At 29.9% G+C, this 18,345-nt stretch carries 13 protein-coding genes; 7 read left to right on the forward strand and 6 right to left on the reverse strand.

The window, feature by feature from the left end; translation table 11 throughout:
* Nucleotides 1–5 precede the first annotated feature (5 nt).
* A complete protein-coding gene (locus tag GFJ99_RS10665; protein ID WP_153208692.1) occupies nt 6–3,017 on the reverse strand; it encodes a tetratricopeptide repeat protein in 3,012 nt (1,003 codons plus the stop codon).
* 188 nt (nt 3,018–3,205) lie between these two features.
* On the opposite strand from GFJ99_RS10665, the gene GFJ99_RS10670 reads away from it, so the two are divergent.
* The 3 genes from GFJ99_RS10670 to GFJ99_RS10680 are packed head-to-tail and all read left to right on the forward strand — an operon-like array spanning nt 3,206 to nt 5,918.
* On the forward strand, nt 3,206–3,889 hold the full coding sequence (locus tag GFJ99_RS10670) for a cell division ATP-binding protein FtsE (RefSeq protein ID WP_153208693.1): 684 nt from the start codon (nt 3,206–3,208) through the stop codon (nt 3,887–3,889).
* A complete protein-coding gene (locus tag GFJ99_RS10675; protein WP_153208694.1) occupies nt 3,890–4,795 on the forward strand; it encodes a glycosyltransferase in 906 nt (301 codons plus the stop codon).
* Entirely contained in the window at nt 4,773–5,918 is a 1,146-nt protein-coding gene (locus GFJ99_RS10680) for a glycosyltransferase family 4 protein (RefSeq protein WP_153208695.1), read from the forward strand. Before GFJ99_RS10675 ends, GFJ99_RS10680 begins: the two co-directional genes overlap by 23 nt.
* Here GFJ99_RS10680 and GFJ99_RS10685 read toward each other — a convergent pair.
* Both GFJ99_RS10685 and GFJ99_RS10690 read right to left on the reverse strand, forming a co-directional pair.
* Nucleotides 5,910–6,305, reverse strand: a complete 396-nt coding sequence (locus GFJ99_RS10685) for an FdtA/QdtA family cupin domain-containing protein (RefSeq protein WP_153208696.1) — start codon at nt 6,303–6,305, stop codon at nt 5,910–5,912. The two genes, GFJ99_RS10680 and GFJ99_RS10685, sit on opposite strands and share 9 nt — an antisense overlap.
* Nucleotides 6,295–7,365 carry a glycosyltransferase gene (locus GFJ99_RS10690; RefSeq protein ID WP_153208697.1) on the reverse strand — a complete coding sequence of 357 codons (1,071 nt, stop codon included), beginning with the start codon at nt 7,363–7,365 and terminating at the stop codon, nt 6,295–6,297. Before GFJ99_RS10690 ends, GFJ99_RS10685 begins: the two co-directional genes overlap by 11 nt.
* A 53-nt stretch (nt 7,366–7,418) precedes the next feature.
* Between GFJ99_RS10690 and GFJ99_RS10695 the strand changes: the two genes are divergently transcribed.
* Nucleotides 7,419–8,294: a glycosyltransferase gene (locus GFJ99_RS10695; RefSeq protein WP_153208698.1), complete on the forward strand. Its 876-nt coding sequence runs from the start codon at nt 7,419–7,421 to the stop codon at nt 8,292–8,294.
* On the opposite strand, the gene GFJ99_RS10700 is transcribed toward GFJ99_RS10695, so the two are convergent.
* The 3 genes from GFJ99_RS10700 to GFJ99_RS10710 are packed head-to-tail and all read right to left on the reverse strand — an operon-like array spanning nt 8,291 to nt 11,714.
* Complete coding sequence (locus GFJ99_RS10700; RefSeq protein WP_162523954.1) at nt 8,291–9,571, reverse strand: O-antigen translocase; 1,281 nt, start codon at nt 9,569–9,571, stop codon at nt 8,291–8,293. The genes GFJ99_RS10695 and GFJ99_RS10700 overlap by 4 nt on opposite strands.
* Before the next feature lie 2 nt (nt 9,572–9,573).
* Entirely contained in the window at nt 9,574–10,737 is a 1,164-nt protein-coding gene (locus tag GFJ99_RS10705) for a DegT/DnrJ/EryC1/StrS aminotransferase family protein (protein ID WP_153208700.1), read from the reverse strand.
* Nucleotides 10,734–11,714, reverse strand: coding sequence for a GNAT family N-acetyltransferase (locus tag GFJ99_RS10710; RefSeq protein WP_153208701.1), 981 nt, complete (start codon nt 11,712–11,714; stop codon nt 10,734–10,736). The genes GFJ99_RS10705 and GFJ99_RS10710 overlap by 4 nt, the downstream gene beginning before the upstream one ends.
* Before the next feature lie 109 nt (nt 11,715–11,823).
* On the opposite strand from GFJ99_RS10710, the gene GFJ99_RS10715 reads away from it, so the two are divergent.
* From GFJ99_RS10715 to GFJ99_RS10725, 3 genes are all read left to right on the forward strand, one after another.
* Entirely contained in the window at nt 11,824–13,644 is a 1,821-nt protein-coding gene (locus tag GFJ99_RS10715; RefSeq protein WP_238990087.1) for a gliding motility-associated C-terminal domain-containing protein, read from the forward strand.
* A 98-nt stretch (nt 13,645–13,742) separates the two neighbouring features.
* Nucleotides 13,743–16,772, forward strand: a complete 3,030-nt coding sequence (locus GFJ99_RS10720) for an amidohydrolase family protein (protein ID WP_153208702.1) — start codon at nt 13,743–13,745, stop codon at nt 16,770–16,772.
* A 2-nt stretch (nt 16,773–16,774) separates the two neighbouring features.
* Nucleotides 16,775–18,067 carry an amidohydrolase family protein gene (locus GFJ99_RS10725; RefSeq protein ID WP_370454306.1) on the forward strand — a complete coding sequence of 431 codons (1,293 nt, stop codon included), beginning with the start codon at nt 16,775–16,777 and terminating at the stop codon, nt 18,065–18,067.
* Nucleotides 18,068–18,345: the final 278 nt, after the last annotated feature.

Consider the following 18,345-nt stretch of genomic DNA (forward strand, 5'->3'; position numbering starts at 1 on the left):
AAAACTTAATTTGTGATTGATGAATTACGTTTTGCTTCTTCTCCTTTAATGAAATCTAATTCTATTTGAGCTTCTTCGATTACATCTGTATATTCAGAAAAGTTTTCAATTACACTTTCTAAAATGTAAGTCGCTTGGAAACTATCTTTTAAACCATAAAAGTTTTTCGCCATAATTACTAAACTCTTTGCTCCGAAATATTTATAACCTGAGTAATCTTTAGCGATTTTTTGTACTACCACATTAGATGGTTCAAACTTACCTTCTTTGTTTTTAAAGTACGCATCGTAATACAAAGCTTCGGCTGCCAATTCTCCTTTTGCAATTTTTTGAAGTTTTGCATACGCCTCTTTCGCTTTTGGTTCGTCATTGGTTTTAATTGCAGAACGAGCAACTATTATTTGAGCATCACTTTTAATTCTATCATCAATTTTGTCGTTTTTCAAAACTTTATCAGCATATACAACGGCATTAGTAAAGTCTTGTTTTTCGTAATACGATTTCATTAAATTAGATTGCGCATAGGTTGTGTTTTGAGGAAATTCTGCTTCTGCTTCTAATCGTTTTAAAACAGGAATTGCACTATCATAATTTTTTCCTTTTAAATACACTTGACACAAACGAGCTAAGGCTTGTTCCGTAAACTCGTTTCTTGATTGAGCTATTACAAACTCATAATGTTTTACTGAATTTGCTTCTAAATTATCAGCAAAATACAATTGAGCCAAATAGAAATTTGCCTTTAAAGCATGTAATCCGTTTGGAAATTTGCTCACATAACTTGAGAAACCTGAAATGGCCTGTTTGCTGTTGTTTTGTAAATATTGTTTTTCGGCAGATTCGTAGGTATCATTATCCAAATCTGCATCTGAAACTTCAATAAATGAAAGTGTTTTTACCCAATCAGCATATTCATCTACTTGACCTTTATCTACATAAATTAAACGAGCTGTTGAAACTGCTTCAATAGATTCTGGCGAATTTGGATATTCAGCCACTACCTTTTTAAACTTCGTTAAAGCTAAATCTTCTTTGTTTCCGTTGTAATAAATTAATCCTTGTTTTAAAATGGCTTTTGCCACATAGGAACTCGATTTGTATCCAGAAATTAATTTATCATAAGTTATAATCCCTTTTTCATTTTGATTTTGATTTACATAAGTATTTCCAAGTTCGTATAAAGCATCATCTGCATATTGAGAAGTAGGATATGTTTTGGCAAATTTTTCTAAATCTTCAATTTTACGTTCTGGTTTACTTACAAATCCGTAACTAATCCCTTTTTGGAAAGCTGCATAATCGGCATCAACACTTTTCATGTCAATAGCTTTGTTGTATGCGTCCATTGCAGGCCAATACTTTGCAGCCATAAAATTACAATCGCCTAAACGTAAATAAGCGTCTGTTAAACGAATTTTATCGTCTTTCACTGATTTAGAAAAAGAATCAAAATACTCAATTGCACTTTCGTATTCTTTTAATTTAAAATAGGAATATGCTAAATTATAATTAGCATTCTTAAATTCAGGTGTATTTGATGCTTCAGCCGAATTTAAAAACTGTTTAAAACTCAATTTAGCCTCTTCAAATTGGTCTAAATTATACTCGGTTTCAGCTTTCCAAAAGGTAGCTCTTGCTGTAAATTTTGCATCTTTATTTTCTGAAATTGATTTTTTGAACAAGGCATAAGCGCCTTTATAATCGCCATCGGTATACAATTCTAAACCTCTGTAAAAGGTTACTTTTTGATACGCTAATTTATTTTCTGGCGATTTATTTTTTTCTAATAAGACTAAAGCTTCTTTATAATTTTTAGATGTGATGTACGAACTAATTAAAAGCGTATTTATTTCTTGCTTATAAGGTGTATTTGGATATTTTGCCACATACGCATTTAACACTTCTGGAACCGATTGATACGGATTTCCGATTTCGTAACTCAATTTCGCATAATTTAAATACGCGTCTTCTTGAATTTTTAAATCGAACTCCATTTCTGAAGCTGTTTTGAAAGCATTTAAAGCTTGTTGTTTTTTATCGGTTTTTAAATAACTCTCCGCTAAATGGTAGTAAGCATTTTGAGCCACACCATCATTTCCGTTTATTATTTTATTGAATTGCGAAATTGCATTTTCGTAATCTTTTTGTTGGTAATACGTATAACCTAATTGGTAAAAATCAGTATTATTCCATTTTCCTTTTTTTCCGTTATATGCCAACAAATAAGGAAGCGCTTTATCGTATTGTTTCAAATTAAAATAACTTTCCCCAATAATTTTAGACAATTCACTTTTTTCTGCAGCATTTGATTTTGGCATTTGTTCTTCACCTAAATCAATTGCTTTTTGGAAATTTCCAAGTTTAAAATTCATGTCGGCTTGAAAGTAACCCATTTTTTCTTTGTACTTCTCTTGGTCAGAAACTTGATCAAAATATTGATTAGCACTTTTGTAATCATCTGTTTCATAAGACATAAAACCTAAATAATATTTCGCCTGACTACCAAAAGTTTTAGAATTCACAACCTGGTTAAAATATTTTGAAGCTTCTTTGGTGTTTTTAGCTGAAAAATAAGCATACCCTTTTTGAAAATTAAATTTTTCTCTATCGGCTTGCGACATATTATTTGTATCTGCTTTATCAAACCATTCTAATGATTTAGGATAATTACCTTCGTCAAAATAATAGTGAGCCACTTCAATATAGGCTTGATTCGTTTTAGTACTTGTTGGATAATTTTCAACAAAACTTTCTACTAAAACATCAGCTCCCATTTGGTTTAAGCGAATAGCACAATTGGCAATATAATATGCACAATCCGATTCAACTTCGATATTATGAGTTGAAGATTTTACTTTATCAAATATAATTTGCGCTGCTTGATATTGTTTTTCTTTAAACAATTCAACACCTCGATTGAATTCTTTTAAATCGTGCGTATAAACAGATGATTGTTGGGCGAAAAGTGTTCCTGAAAAGAAAACTACTAAAAAAGAGAGTTTTAAATACTTTATCATTTGATTCGTTATTTATAAGTTCCAAATATAAGGCTTATTCAAAGTATTAACGAACGAAATTAACATATTATTGCACTACTTTTGAACATAGTTTTTAACTACAACCAATATTTTTACTCGAATTTGGGCTAAAATTTTGAAACCGAACCATAAGTTATTACTTTTACATTTTAAAACTCATACCAACTATGTCACAAGAAGTTCTATCTTTAAAAAATGCGACCATTTATCAAGATAAAAATCCAGTTTTAACCGATGTAAATATTGAAGTTAAGAATGGTGAATTTATTTATTTAATTGGTAGAACAGGCTCTGGAAAAAGTAGTTTCTTAAAAACACTTTATGCTGATTTATCATTAACGGATGGACAAGGAAGTGTTGTAAATTATGACTTAGCCACATTAAAAGAAAAAGACATTCCTTATTTAAGAAGAAAGTTAGGCGTAGTTTTTCAAGATTTTAAATTATTACCAGATCGTAGTGTAAAAGAAAATCTTTTATTTGTTTTAAAAGCTACTGGTTGGGCAGAAAAAGCTGAAATGGATTTAAAAATTGAAGAAGTTTTAGATAAAGTAGGCATGAAAGGATTTGCTAATAAAATGCCACACCAACTTTCTGGTGGAGAACAACAACGTGTAGGGATTGCAAGAGCTTTGCTTAACGATCCTGAATTAATACTAGCCGACGAACCAACTGGAAACCTTGACCCGCAAACTAGTGTAGAAGTTATGGAAGTTTTAAGAAGCATTAATGCAAACGGGAAAACCATTTTAATGGCTACACATGATTACGCATTAGTTTTAAAATATCCTTCAAAAACTTTAAAATTTGAAGGCGGAAAAATGTTTGAAGTAGTTCAAAGAACGGTATAAATGTTATCTATTTTAATTCCTACATATAACTACAATGTTTTTCCGTTAGTTACAGAATTAAAAAATCAGGCAGATACTTTAGAAATAGCATATGAAATTCTGGTTCAGGATGATGCTAGCGATTTATTTCTAAATCAAAATGCAGAAATTAATCTATTACCATATTGTTCTTACACCCTAAATCTTGAAAAATTAGGACGAGGCAATAATATTAATTTACTTAACTCATTAGCAAAATATAATTACGTTCTTATTATGGAAGCGGATGCTTTTCCTGAAAAAAAAACGTACGTAAAAGATTTAATTTTAGCTATAAATCAAGAAACTCAAGTTGTTTTTGGTGGCGTTACCTACGACACTAAAAAACCTGATAGCGATAAATTACTCCGATGGAAATACGGACAAGAACGTGAAAGTATCTCAATAATAGAACGTAAAAAAAAACCATATCATTTTGTTTTTACTTGGAATTTGTTAATCAAAAAACAATTGCTTTCAAAATATCCTTTTCCGAGTAACATAAAAAATTATGGCTATGAAGATGTCGTTTTTATTAAACAATTAAAACAAAACAATATTACAATTGAACATATTGAAAATAAATTGATTCATTTAAATTCTGAAACTAGTCTTACTTTTATAAAGAAAACCGAAAATGCAGTTTCTACTTTAAATCAATTAATTTTGAGCAATAAACTTGAAATGTCTGATACAAAAATTGGAAAAGCGTTTAAAGTGATTCATTTTTTTAAATTACAAAATGTAGTGCGTTACATCTTTAAAAAGTTAGCAAAAAAAATGATTAACAACCTTACTTCTTCCAATCCTAGCATAATTGTGTTAGATTTATATAAATTAGGCTATTTTTGTAATTTAAGACAAAATGAAAATACTTTTAATCAATAATTTTAATAGTGAAAATCGACTTGGAGGAGTTGAACACTATTTGCATGAATTGATTGAGTATCGTAATAAAAACAATTCGAATTTAATTTTTAAATGGTTTGGAAAAGACAAGTCAAAAACCAATTGGATTGAAAAGTTTTATAACAAAACCATTACTCAAGAAATTATTCAAGAAATTGAAAATTTTAAACCCAACGTAATTCATTGCTTTAGTATTGGCGCTCCTGTAACGCCACACTTTATGGAATATGCTAGATTAAAAGGAATTAAAATTGTTTTTTCTTTTCGTGATTATTACTACATCTGTCCAAAAAATCACATGCTAAATGATAAAAATGAAGTAATTTCTGAACATAAAAATGCTTTGGAATGCATTTTACATCATCAACCTAAACGAAATATTGTTTTTGACACTTTGTTATTTTTAAAACAATCGTATCACAAAAAAATCATCAAAAAACATATTGATTATTTTTTAACGCCTTCTGACAATCTAACTCAATTTGTTAAAACACATTTTCAAAAGCAGGGAAAAACATTACCAAATCCTTTACTAATAGAAAAGCATTTAACCTCAAACAATGAAGATAAATACATCTTATTTGTTGGAAGATTGGTTCCGGAAAAAGGTGTTTTGACATTAATAAAAGCTTTTCAAAATATTGCTAAAGAATTTCCGAATGAACACTTATGGATTGTTGGCGATGGAGTTCAACTTAAAGAACTTCAAAACTTTACAATGCAAAACAACTTGAAAAATATTTCTTTCTTAGGAAATAAGAACCGAGAAGAGTTACAAGAAATCTATCTAAATTCTAAATTTTCGGTAGTTCCAAGTGAATATTTAGAATCGTATGGTAATGTAATTTTAGAAGGTTTATCTTTTGGAAAAACAGTAATTACAAGTGATTTAGTTGGGATAAAGAATGAAATTGAGTTAAATCGTGTTGGGCTAACTTATCCTTTTTACAATCAAAAAGCTTTGGAAGAAAACATGCTACAACTTCTTACTAATTCAGAATTAAAAAACGAATTAGTAAATAACATTCCAAGTTATTTAGCAACCAAAACGTTTGAAAAGCATTTTATGGAACTGACAGAAGTTTATGAAAATTTATTTTAAAGAAGTTTTTAAAAACACATCAAAATCTCTAATGTAATCATCTTCTGAAAAAACGTCAGAAGCTACAACCAAACAAACAGCTCCAGAAGAAAAGTTTTTCAATTCTCGCCAAATACCGTTAGTAATTAATAAACCTTCAAATGGTTTGTTTAATGTAATCGTTTTTTCTTCTTTACCATCGTTTAAAACGACATCAAAACTTCCGGCAAGTGCTACTAAAAACTGTTGTAATTTTTTATGCGCATGTCCGCCACGTTCTGCACCTGCTGGAACGTCGTACAAATAATAAACACGTTTAATATCAAAAGGCACCACATCATGCTCTATAACAGACAAGTTGCCTCTTGGATCTTCTATTTTTGGTATTCTTACGATTTTAATTTCCATTATTTAAAATTTGCAACCATTGCTTTACAATTACATTTGACTGAAACTTTGCAACACTAGAAACTGCATTTTTTTTGCAATTTTGATATAAAATTTCGTCTTCCACAAATATATTCATTTTGTGAGTTAATTCGTTAAAATTCTGATTTTCTACTAAAATCCCATTTTGATTATTCACTATCATTTCATTCGGACCGCTTTCACAATCAAAAGAAATAACTGGTGTTCCCAAACTTAATGCCTCTAAAATTGTCATTGGAAAACCTTCGTATTTACTGGATAAAACCAAAAATTTAGCATTTGAAATATAATCAAAAACATCTTCTTTAAAACCAAGTAAATGCACAAAATCATTCATTTGTAAATTAGTAATTTGTTGCTCTAATTTAGACTGCTCTTCACCTGTTCCTAGAATTATTAAATGAATATTTTTATTTGGCAAATTAGATTTAGAATAACTTTCAATTAACGTATCAAATTGTTTTAACGCAACCAATCGACCCACTGCAATACAATAATCAAACGGTAATTTTATAGTATCAAAAGCTTGTTGAATGTCTACAGTATTAGGAATAACAGTAACAGAATTAAATTGATATTCGTCTATAATCTTCTGCTTAATAAAATTAGAAACAGACACTACTTTATCGACATTTTGAAAAATATGCCTTGTTATGTAATTACTTGCTGTAAGATACGTTTGTAATCGACTACTGTGAACCGTATAAATTGTTTTGGTATTTTTATAAATAAAATTCAAAAATAGCCATTCCATTTTAGGATTTATGCGATGACGAAAATCAATAATAAAATCAAACTTTTCTTTTTTAAGATAATTTCTAAGTTTAAAATATTTTAAAAATTTAGAAAACTTTCCAAATACAATTAATTTTCCTCTAAAATCATATTCAATTGCATCTTCTAAAACTATCGTATGCACTTCGACTCCATATTTATGAAGCATTATTGTGGTATTTCCAAAAACACGTTCCAAACCACCTTCAGCCAATTTATAACCTATTACGGCTATTTTTAATTGTTTTTTTGAATGGTTTGTCATTTCGATGCGATTAGTTTCTTAATTTAGCATAAAAATAGATTTAAAAACCCAATATGCAAAATTTTCCGCTAGTTAGTGTTATTTGTTTGTCATACAATCATGAAGCTTATGTAGTGGAAGCTTTGAATTCAGTTCTCAATCAAACCTATCCTAATATTGAATTATTAATTGCAGATGATTGTAGTAGCGACAAATCGGTTAGGGTAATTCAGAATTGGTTAAAACATCATCCAAAAGCGCATTTTATTGCTAACGAAGAAAATATTGGCAACACCAAAACTTTTAATAAATTAGCTAAAATAGCTAAAGGAGACTATATTATTGATTTAGCTGCTGATGATATTTTACTTCCAAACTGTATCGAAAAACAAGTAACAACTTTTCAAAATTCGAGTTTTAAAAAACTTGGAGTTGTCTACGGAAATTTAATAGAAATCGATGAAAACGGAAATTTCATTGAGAATTATTACACCAAAGAAGACCATCCAGAAAGTGGTGATATTTACAAAATGGTTATTGGGAGAACAACTAAAATTTGTTCTGTTTCTTCCATGATGAAAAAATCGGTTTTGGAAAAATTAGACTTTTACGATGAAGATTTAGCTTATGAAGATTTAGACTTATGGATTAGGATTTCAAGAGATTTTGAATTTGAATATATTCCGGAAGTTTTAACTAAAAAAAGAGTGATTTCAAATTCGTTGAGTTCCCATTTTTTATTTAAAAACAATTCCAGAACAAAAAAGCTAAATGCTTCTACATTAAAAATTTTAATTAAAGCCTACCAACTAAATAAATCAAAAGAGGAACACAAAGCTTTGCTAGGCAGAATACGATTTGAAATGTACAAATTTATAAAAGCAAGAAACTTAAAATTACTTTTCAAGCTTTTAGTATTAGAAATTAAGGTTCGTTTTAAAAGCATTTAAATCTTAAAAATTGTTTTTCTGAAATAAAAAATCAATGCTAAGAAGTAAATAAAATAAGTAATGGCGTAACTAATAACTGCTCCAGTTGCACCGTATATCGGAATCCAATACATCGAAGTTAAAAAAAGCACCAAAAAAGATAAACTTTCTGTAAAAATATATCCTTTTAAATCTTTTACAACATAAAATCGGATTCCTAAAATTAGCGACATTCCTTTAAAGAAATCACCCAGTAGTTGCCAAACAAATAACGATCTAACTTCATAAAAATCTGATGTTAATAATAGTTTTATTATTAAATCTTTAGAAAAATAAACCCCTATTAAAACAATTGTAAAAACAGGAAGTACTTCTTTAAAAAACTTTTTTGTTATGCTTAATTTTTCAACATCAGAATTAGTTTTAATTAATTCAGGTAAGAAATAAAAACTCACTAAGGTTGAAATAAACATAAAATAAAATCCTGAAATTCGTTGCATAGCTTCAAACCATCCAGAAGCCTCAATGGAAACTTCTTTTGTGATTAGATTTCGGATAAAAATGTATAAAATCGGAGTTAGTACTGCTGTATATAAAGACATTATTCCAAAAGGAATCAATCCTTTTAAAACGCTAATATCGAAAGTTGGTTTTCTAAAAATTAAATCGAATGAAAACTCTTTTAAAAAAAAGTAACCCGAAAATAAAAATAGAAACAAAGAAGCAATTGAAATAGATACTAATGCACCATAAATTCCTTGAAACCAAATTAAAGTAAATGAAATAAGTAAACTTACTACATAACCATAAATTGAAATAAGAGTAACTTTTTTATAGTAACTAAATCCATTTAAAACCGTAATAAAAAACAAATGCAATACTTGAAACGGGATAAAAAAAGCTATAAAATATAAGATAGAATAATACGAAGTATTTTGATTGAAAATTATTTTCCCAAAGTACGAATTACCTAAAATTAAAGTTACAGAAAGTAATAAAGAAACCCATAAAAGCGTCCAAAAAATAAGCCGAACAAATGTAGTAAGCACTACTCTATCGTTTTGTTTTTTTGCTACATTTTGCAAAACTCCATTCTGGATTCCTAGAGTTCCAATAGATTCCAACAATGTAGTAAAACTCCGTAAATTACCCATTATTGCCATACCAGATGGACCAACAAAATAAGCTATTACTTTTGAAGAAAGAAATCCCGTAACTAATCGTATAAGAATACTAAAACTACTTAACGAAGTAACTTTAAACAATTGGTTTTGAATTATTTTTTTGAATAAACTCAAAATCAATATTTGTTTAAAATTGTTATAATATGATCTACTTCTGAAGTCTTTAAAGCAGAATTCAACGGAATACTCAAAACCTCATCATGAATTTTTTCTGTAATAGGAAAAGACAATGTATTCCAATCTGATAATGCATTTTGTTTATGTGGCGGAATGGGATAATGAATCATGGTTTCAATTCCGTTTTCATATAAATAATTTTTCAATTCAGTACGATTTGAAGTACGAATTACAAACAAATGAAATACATGATTTTTTGATAAATCCCAACTTGGCAAAGTAATTTTATCATTTTTAATTTCAGAAAGATATTGTTTTGCTACACTTCTTCGAAAGTCATTTTCAGCTTCTAAATGCTTTAATTTTATATTTAAAAAAGAGGCTTGTAATTCATCTAAACGAGAGTTAACACCTATGATTTCGTTTTCATATTTAACTTTTGAACCATAATTTCGTAACTGATATAAAACTTCTGCTAGCGCATCATCATTCGTTGTAATTGCTCCAGCATCGCCAAGTGCTCCCAAATTTTTTCCGGGATAAAAGCTATACGCTTTGGGGTGTTGGGTGTTGGGTGATAGGTGATGAGATACTGAAACAAGTTCAGTATGACAATCTGCATTTGACTGAACACTTTCGACTGAACACTGAACACTAAATCTTGCACCATGAGCTTGAGCCGCATCTTCTATAATTAAAAGATTGTGTTTTTTAGCGATTTCGTTAATTGCATCCATTTCGCACAATTGACCATACAAATGAACCGGTAAAATAGCTTTTGTTTTAGAGGTTATTTTGGCTTCAATTTCATTTGGATTGATGTTGTAAGTTTCCAATCTAGGTTCAACTAAAACAGGAACTAAATCGGCTTGCAAAACAGCTAAAATACTTGCTATATAAGTATTTGCAGGAACAATAACCTCATCGCCTTTTTGTAATTTTCCAAGTTGAATATACGCTTTAAAAATAAGAATCAAAGCATCTAAACCATTTCCAACACCTATACAATGTTTTGTTCCGCAAAAGTGTGCAAAATTAGTTTCAAACTGTTTTACTTCGTTTCCTAAAACATACCATCCTTCTTCTAAAAATTGCTTCATTTTGTTCTGAAAAGCAACTTCAAAAGGTTGGTTTATTTTTTTTAAATTTAGGAAATGTATCATATTAAAACGTTTTCTAAAAGTGGGTAATTTTTTGTTTCAACTTCATAAAAATTTTGAACAATTGTTCTTGCTCCAAAAGATTCTTTCCAATACAACAATCCTTCATTAATATTTTTTCCTTGATTTTCATTCGAAATCCCAAAATCGAAGTACTTTTTTTCTTTAAAAACGTTAGAAATCAAATTTTCGTGTAAAAAATCTAAACTTCCCAATTCATTTTTATCTGAATTTCCTGAAATATACTGTGAATGAGCAACTAAATCAGTTTCAAAAATTGTGGTTCCTGCTACAATTTTATCGTTTTGATACACGTTAAATTGCCTAATATTTTTTGGAAATTTGCGATGTAAAACAACTATTTCTTCTAAAGAATGGACCGGTTTTGTTTGGTGTTTTAATTCTAGATTAGGAATTAAAATTTCATTCCAAAACAACTCAAAATTAGTCTCTTCCTTAACAATCAGTTTATTATTTATTCCACGTTTAACTCCGTTATTTCTATCGCGAGAAAAACTAAAATTAGTTTGCAAATCTATAACCGATAAAACATCCTTTTTAATTAAATTAGCTTGTAATAAAAACATAAGGTAACTTAATTCGTCAGAAGGTTTGTTGCAATAAATTGAAGGCATTTCTTTAAATATGATTTTTTGAATCGCATTTTGATCTAAAAACTGCAAAACTAATTTGGTAATGAAAATAAATTCTGACAGTTTACTACTTTCATTAATTACAATTCCTCCATAGGTTAATCCCTGATGCGAATAAAGTACATCATCAATTAAATTGGCTGGTAAAATTGCTTTTAAAGTTTCTTTTTCATCAAAAATCAACAATGAAAAATCGTGAAATCTATCACTATGATATTCCATAAAATCTCTATGAAATAAAAAAGTAGCGTTTTTTGCATTGGCTACAAATTCATTCCACAAGTGATAATTTTCAGAATTATATTTTTGGATGTGATAATTTTTCAAATTTCGATTTTAAAGCGGAAATTTAGTAATTTTTTAGTTGTTAGGGTTTGTATAATGTAATTTTTAAAAAAAATATAGTAAATTAGAACCAAATTTTCAGAAAATCAATATGTTGAAAAAAATATTTTATCTTGTTTTTCTTCTTCAAATCTTCTACCCTACTTTAGTAAAAAGTCAGGACATTTCGTTGTTTACACAAATTAATGGCCGATACGATTTTACTTTTATTGGAAATACGATGAATCCAGACGAAAATACGTTTCAATATCCAACTTTTTTATATACACAATCATCTGCAACATTAAACCTTGATGTAAATGATAGAATTGAAAGAGCTTACTTATATTGGGCAGGAAGCGGCACTGGTGACACTGAAATAAAACTAAACGGAATTGACATTACTCCGGATGCACTTAGCACTGTAATAGGCACTTCAAGCAACCTTACCTACTTTAGTGCTTTTAAAGACATAACAAGCTTTGTTCAAACAACTGGAAATGGCACCTACACGCTGTCTGATTTCGATTTAAATAGCTTGGTAACCACTTATTATAACAATGCCACACAATTTGGAGGTTGGGCTATTTTAGTTGTTTATGAAAACCCTAATTTAACATTAAATCAATTAAATATTTATCAAGGTTTAGAAGCTTTATCACCAAATCTTCCATTAGGTATTTTAGATAACATGACGATTCAGCTAGACAATCTTTATTTAATTAGTAATACAGGAGCAAAAATTGGATTTATAGCTTGGGAAGGTGATCGATTTATTCAAGTTAGCGAACGATTAACCTTTACTGCAAATGGAACAACCAACATATTGAGTAATACATTAAATCCAAGTAATAATGCTTTTAATGGCACAAATACTGAAACCAATTCTACTACTCTTTACAATATGGATTTGGATGTTTATTCAATAGAAAATTATATTGTTCCAGGAACTACTTCAGCAACAGTTTCCTTACAATCTGGTCAAGATTATGTAATGTTGAATACCGTTGTAACAAAGCTAAACAGTCAATTACCTGACGCAACTATTGTTCTTGAAAACCCAACTTCTGTTTGTGATTCGAGAGATGTAAACATCGATTATATTGTTTCAAATTTGAATAGTACAGAAGTTTTACAAGCTAATACTCCTATCACTTTTTATATTGGAACACAAGCAATTGGAACCACTTTTACACAAAACATAATTCCAATTGGAGCTAGCGAAAACGGAAACATTACATTATCAATTCCAACTACAATTCCTTTAAATTTTACATTAACTGCAGTTGTTGATGATACTGGAAACGGAACTGGAATTGCACCCGAATTAATTGAAACTAACAATTCATTTCAAATTGAAATTCAATTAATTATATCACCAACTTTTAATACTCTAGAAAACATAACAACTTGTAATTTAGGACTAACCAGAGGTCTTTTTGATTTTTCAAATTATTCAGAATTAGTTAAAACGAATCCTTCTCATATTGTTTCATTTCATGAAAGTTACGATGATGCTGTTCAAAATACCAACTCAATTTTAAATAGTTCTAATTACGAAGCACTAACAACTCCTAAAGAAATTTTTGTAAGAATCGACAATGGATGTTTCTCTATCACTTCTTTCTTTTTATTTACCGAAAATTGTCCTCCTACAGTTTATAATGCTGTTTCTCCTAACGGAGATTTTTCAAACGATACTTTCTTTGTTGAAGGACTAAGAGATGTTTTTGTAAATTTTGAATTATTAATCTACAACCGTTGGGGAAAACATTTGTGGACGGGTAACAACAATAAACCCGACTGGGATGGTTATGTTGAAGAAGGAGTTGGAAACACGCAAGCTCCAGCAGGAACTTACTATTACATACTTCATTTAAACGACCCTAATTATCCAGAACCATTAACCGGATATCTTTATTTAAACAAATAACAATAATTAAAACAAAAGTTAAAATTTCTTAAATACTATTTCTTAATTATTAAAATCGAAGATAATTTTTATCTTTATCCATTACTAAACTAAAAAACATGAGATACTTATCGTTACTGTTAGTATTCTTTCTTTCCATTTCTGGAAATGCACAAGAATATTTTCCAAAAAATGATGGTGTAAAACAAAGTTTTAAAAACTATTTTGCACTAACAAATGCTACTATTTATGTGTCTGCAACTCAAAAAATTGAGAAAGCAACTCTTCTTATTAAAGAAGATAAAATTATTGAAGTTGGTACAACCGTTTCAATTCCTAAAGGAGCTACAATTATTGATGCAACTGGAAAAACAATTTATCCGTCTTTCATTGAGTTGTATAGCGAATTCGGAATTAGCAAACCATCTCCAAGACCAAACGGAAATTTTACACCACAGTACGACACCAATCGTGAAGGATATTACTGGAACGACCATATTAAACCAGAATACAATGCTTACGAAAATTTAAACTATGATTCTAAAGCAGCTGGAAACTTAAGAGAAGTTGGTTTTGGAACCATTTTAAGTCATCATAATGATGGAGTTATTGCTGGTACTGGACTACTTTGGACATTAAACGACTTTGGCTCAAATGCCGATAGAATGTTAAAAGAAAAAGTTTCACAACATTTCACATTTAGTAGAAGTAAATTTACGAAACAAAGTTACCCATCCTCTATGATGGGAAGCATGGCTTTAATTCGTCAAGTATTTCACGATGCAAAATGGTACGCACAAGGAAATGCAAGTAACAAAGATTTATCGTTAGAAGCATTCAATTCTAATAAATCATTATTACAAATTTTTAATGCTGGAGATAAATTAAATGCATTGAGAGCAGCAAAAATTGGAAATGAGTTTGGAATAAAATATTTAATTAAAGGAAGTGGAAACGAATTTGAACGTATAAACGAAATCAAAAAAACAGGAGCCACTTATATTATTCCATTAAATTTCCCAGACGTATATGATGTATCTGACCCATATTTAGCGCAACAAGTAAGCTTGAGCGATATGAAGTTTTGGAATCAAGCACCTTTCAACTTAAAAATATTAGTAGATAATAATGTTTCTTTTGTACTTTCTACAACTGATTTAAAAGAAACTAAATCATTTTTATCTAATATAAGAAAAGCTGTTTTATATGGCTTACCAAAAGATAAGGCATTATTAGCTTTAACTGAAACACCTGCAAAATTGGTCAATCAATTTGATAAAGTAGGTTCGATTTCAAAAGGCAAATTAGCAAACTTCATCATTGTTTCTGGTGATATTTTTGAAGACAAAAGCAACATCTTAGAAAACTGGGTACAAGGAAATCGAAACATCATTGATAAAATTAACCCTACTGACATTAGAGGTACTTATGATTTAGTTTTCGATAACCATAAATTTGAATTAAAAATCGAAGGCGAAACTTCAAAATTTGAAGCAAAAGCAGTTAAAGACAGTATTAACTTTGGAACAAAAATTCAGTTTAATGATCCTTGGGTAAATTTAGTTATTAAAAATCAAGATACTACAAAAGCTAATTTCGTTAGACTTTCTGGAACTTTTGTTAAAGATATGATGCAAGGAAAAGCCGTTTTAGAAAACGGAAACGAAACAACTTGGACAGCGACTAAAAGAGCAGCAGAAGTTAAAGAAGATAAAAAGAAAGAGGATAAAAAAGACGAACCAAAAGTACCGTCAATGTATGAAGTAACCTATCCTAATATTTCTTTTGGAACAGTTACAAAACCAAAGCAGGAAACTATTTTGTTTAAAAATGTAACCGTTTGGACTGGGGAAAAAGAAGGTGTTTTAAAAGATACAGATGTTTTAATCCAAAACGGTAAAATTGCCAAAATTGGAAAAAACCTTCCTACAACTGGAGCAAAAGTTGTTGATGGAACCGGTAAACACTTAACTGCCGGAATCATAGACGAGCATTCTCATATTGCAATTTCTAATGGAGTTAATGAAGGAGGTCAAAATTCATCTGCAGAAGTTACCATTGAAGACGTAGTAAATTCAGATGATATCAACATTTATAGAAATTTAGCCGGTGGCGTTACCTCGGCTAACTTATTACATGGTTCAGCAAATCCTATTGGTGGTCGTGCTGCTTTTATTAAATTAAAATGGGGTTATTCTCCAGACGAAATGATCGTTCAAGATGCTCCAAAATATATCAAATTTGCTTTAGGAGAAAACGTAAAACAATCCAACTGGGGCGATTTTTCACGTAACCGTTTCCCACAATCTCGTATGGGAGTTGAACAAGTTTATGAAGATTATTTCACAAGAGCTATCGAATACAAAAACGAATGGGATGCCTATAAATCTGGAAAAGGTAAAAACAAAATTATGCCAAGATTTGATATTGAAATGGAGGTTTTAGGCGAAATTTTGGCTAAGAAACGTTTCATCACATGTCACTCTTATGTGCAATCAGAAATTAACATGTTAATGAAATTAGCAGAACGTTATGGATTTAAAATTCAAACTTTTACTCACATTTTAGAAGGTTATAAATTAGCAGATAAAATGACGGCTCATGGAGTAGCCGGATCTACTTTTGCTGACTGGTGGGCGTATAAATACGAAGTAAACGATGCCATTCCTTATAACGCAGCAATTATGCAAAACGAAGGCGTGCAAGTTTCTATCAATTCTGATGATGCCGAAATGTCGCGTCGTTTAAATCAAGAAGCAGCTAAAACAGTTAAATACGGAAACGTTACTGAAGAACAAGCTTGGAACTTTGTAACCTTAAATCCTGCAAAAATTCTTCAAATTGACAACAAAGTAGGAAGTATTAAAGTAGGAAAAGATGCCGATGTTGTATTATGGTCAGAAAGTCCATTATCAATATACACAAGAGCTGAAAAAACATTAGTAGACGGAATCATTTTCTATGACTTAGAAACAGAAACAGCAACTTTAGCAACTATTCAAAAAGAGCGAGCAGAATTAATCAATTTGATGTTAGATGCTAAAAACAAAGGAATGAAAACGCAATTACCTAAGAAAAAAGAAAACGGTCACTACCACTGTGATACTTTAGGAGAATATTGCAAAGAGTCTCACTACAAATACAATTAATGATGAAAAAATATATAGTTCTTTTATTTATTTCTTTGTTTGGGTTTGCCCAACAAACTCCAGCTCCAAAACAAAGTAAATCGATTTTAATCTTAGGTGCAAAAGCGCATTTAGGAAACGGACAAGTAATTGAAAATAGTTTAATTTCAATTATTGATGGAAAAATCGCAAACATTGGCGATGCAACTGTAATGAAACCCGCTAAACATGACATCATGATTGATGCTTCTGGAAAGCATGTTTACCCTGGTTTTATAGCACCAAACTCAACTCTTGGTTTAGTAGAAATAGATGCTGTTAGAGCTTCTGATGACGAAAGTGAAATTGGTGAATTTAATCCGCATGTTAGAAGTATTATTGCTTATAATGCTGAATCTAAATTGGTTGAAACTACGCGTCCAAATGGAGTGTTATTAGCTCAAATTACACCAAGAGGCGGAAGAATTCCAGGAACATCTTCAATCGTTCAATTAGATGCTTGGAATTGGGAAGACGCAACTGTAAAAACTAACGACGGAATTCATTTGAACTGGCCAAGAAGCTACTCAAGAGCAGGCTGGTGGGCAGAACCAGGAGGAATAGAACTTAACAAAAATTACGAACCACAAATAAAAGCTATACAGGAATATTTTGATAATGCTTTTGCTTATTTAGGAAGTAAAAATGCTAAAAAAGACATTCCATTTGAAGCTATGAAAGGTTTACAATCGGGCGAAAAAACGTTGTATATAAATGCAAATGGCGAAAAGGAAATTATTGATGCTGTTTTATTTAAAAAGAAAAACAACATTACTAAAATGGTAATTGTTGGCGGTTATTATGCATTTAAAGTCGCCAATTTATTAAAAGAAAACGAAGTTTCAGTTTTATTAAAACGAGTGCACGACTTGCCTTTATTAGAAGATGAAGATGTAAATTTACCTTATAAAAATGCAAAATTATTAGTTGATGCTGGTGTTTTAGTTGGTTTACAAAATGCTGGCGACATGGAGCGTATGCAAACTAGAAACCTTCCTTTTTATGCTGGAACTTGTGCTGCTTGGGGATTAACTAAAGAACAAGCATTACAATTAATTACAGGAAACTCGGCTAAAATATTAGGAATTGACAAGCAATATGGAACGTTAGAAACTGGTAAAAGCGCTACTTTATTTATTTCTGAAGGCGATGCTTTAGATATGAAAACTAATATTATTTCATTCGCTTTTATCGATGGAAGACAGATTAGTTTAGAAAGTCACCACACCGAATTGTACCAACGCTACAAAGGAAAATTTGAACAACAAAAAAAATAATTTATAGCCACAAAGACTCAAAGCCACAAAGAATTAAACAACTTTGTGGCTTTATAATATCGACACTTTTATGATTAAAGAACATTTGAATACTGTAATATCTATTTTAATAGTTTTAATATTTGGAATCTTATCAATAGAATTTCAAAATATGATTGGAGCGTTTTCATATATTTACATGCCTATTTGTATGTTTATTTTATTGAAAAATCTAAACAATGAAAACTTCAATTTTAAAATTTCAGTAGCATTTGCATTAATATTGCTAAACGAAATTC

Origin of the sequence: Flavobacterium sp. LMO6 (assembly GCF_009495795.1) — a bacterium.
In the GTDB taxonomy this organism is placed as follows: domain Bacteria; phylum Bacteroidota; class Bacteroidia; order Flavobacteriales; family Flavobacteriaceae; genus Flavobacterium.

Bases quoted from the DNA above. Each gene is read 5' to 3' on its own strand.
- GFJ99_RS10685 (WP_153208696.1), bottom strand. From the start codon at position 6,305: ATGGAAATTAAAATCGTAAGAATACCAAAAATAGAAGATCCAAGAGGC.
- GFJ99_RS10665 (WP_153208692.1), bottom strand. From the start codon at position 3,017: ATGATAAAGTATTTAAAACTCTCTTTTTTAGTAGTTTTCTTTTCAGGA.
- GFJ99_RS10725 (WP_370454306.1), top strand. From the start codon at position 16,775: ATGAAAAAATATATAGTTCTTTTATTTATTTCTTTGTTTGGGTTTGCC.
- GFJ99_RS10690 (WP_153208697.1), bottom strand. From the start codon at position 7,365: ATGACAAACCATTCAAAAAAACAATTAAAAATAGCCGTAATAGGTTAT.
- GFJ99_RS10720 (WP_153208702.1), top strand. From the start codon at position 13,743: ATGAGATACTTATCGTTACTGTTAGTATTCTTTCTTTCCATTTCTGGA.
- GFJ99_RS10695 (WP_153208698.1), top strand. From the start codon at position 7,419: ATGCAAAATTTTCCGCTAGTTAGTGTTATTTGTTTGTCATACAATCAT.
- GFJ99_RS10670 (WP_153208693.1), top strand. From the start codon at position 3,206: ATGTCACAAGAAGTTCTATCTTTAAAAAATGCGACCATTTATCAAGAT.
- GFJ99_RS10675 (WP_153208694.1), top strand. From the start codon at position 3,890: ATGTTATCTATTTTAATTCCTACATATAACTACAATGTTTTTCCGTTA.
- GFJ99_RS10715 (WP_238990087.1), top strand. From the start codon at position 11,824: ATGTTGAAAAAAATATTTTATCTTGTTTTTCTTCTTCAAATCTTCTAC.
- GFJ99_RS10680 (WP_153208695.1), top strand. From the start codon at position 4,773: ATGAAAATACTTTTAATCAATAATTTTAATAGTGAAAATCGACTTGGA.
- GFJ99_RS10705 (WP_153208700.1), bottom strand. From the start codon at position 10,737: ATGATACATTTCCTAAATTTAAAAAAAATAAACCAACCTTTTGAAGTT.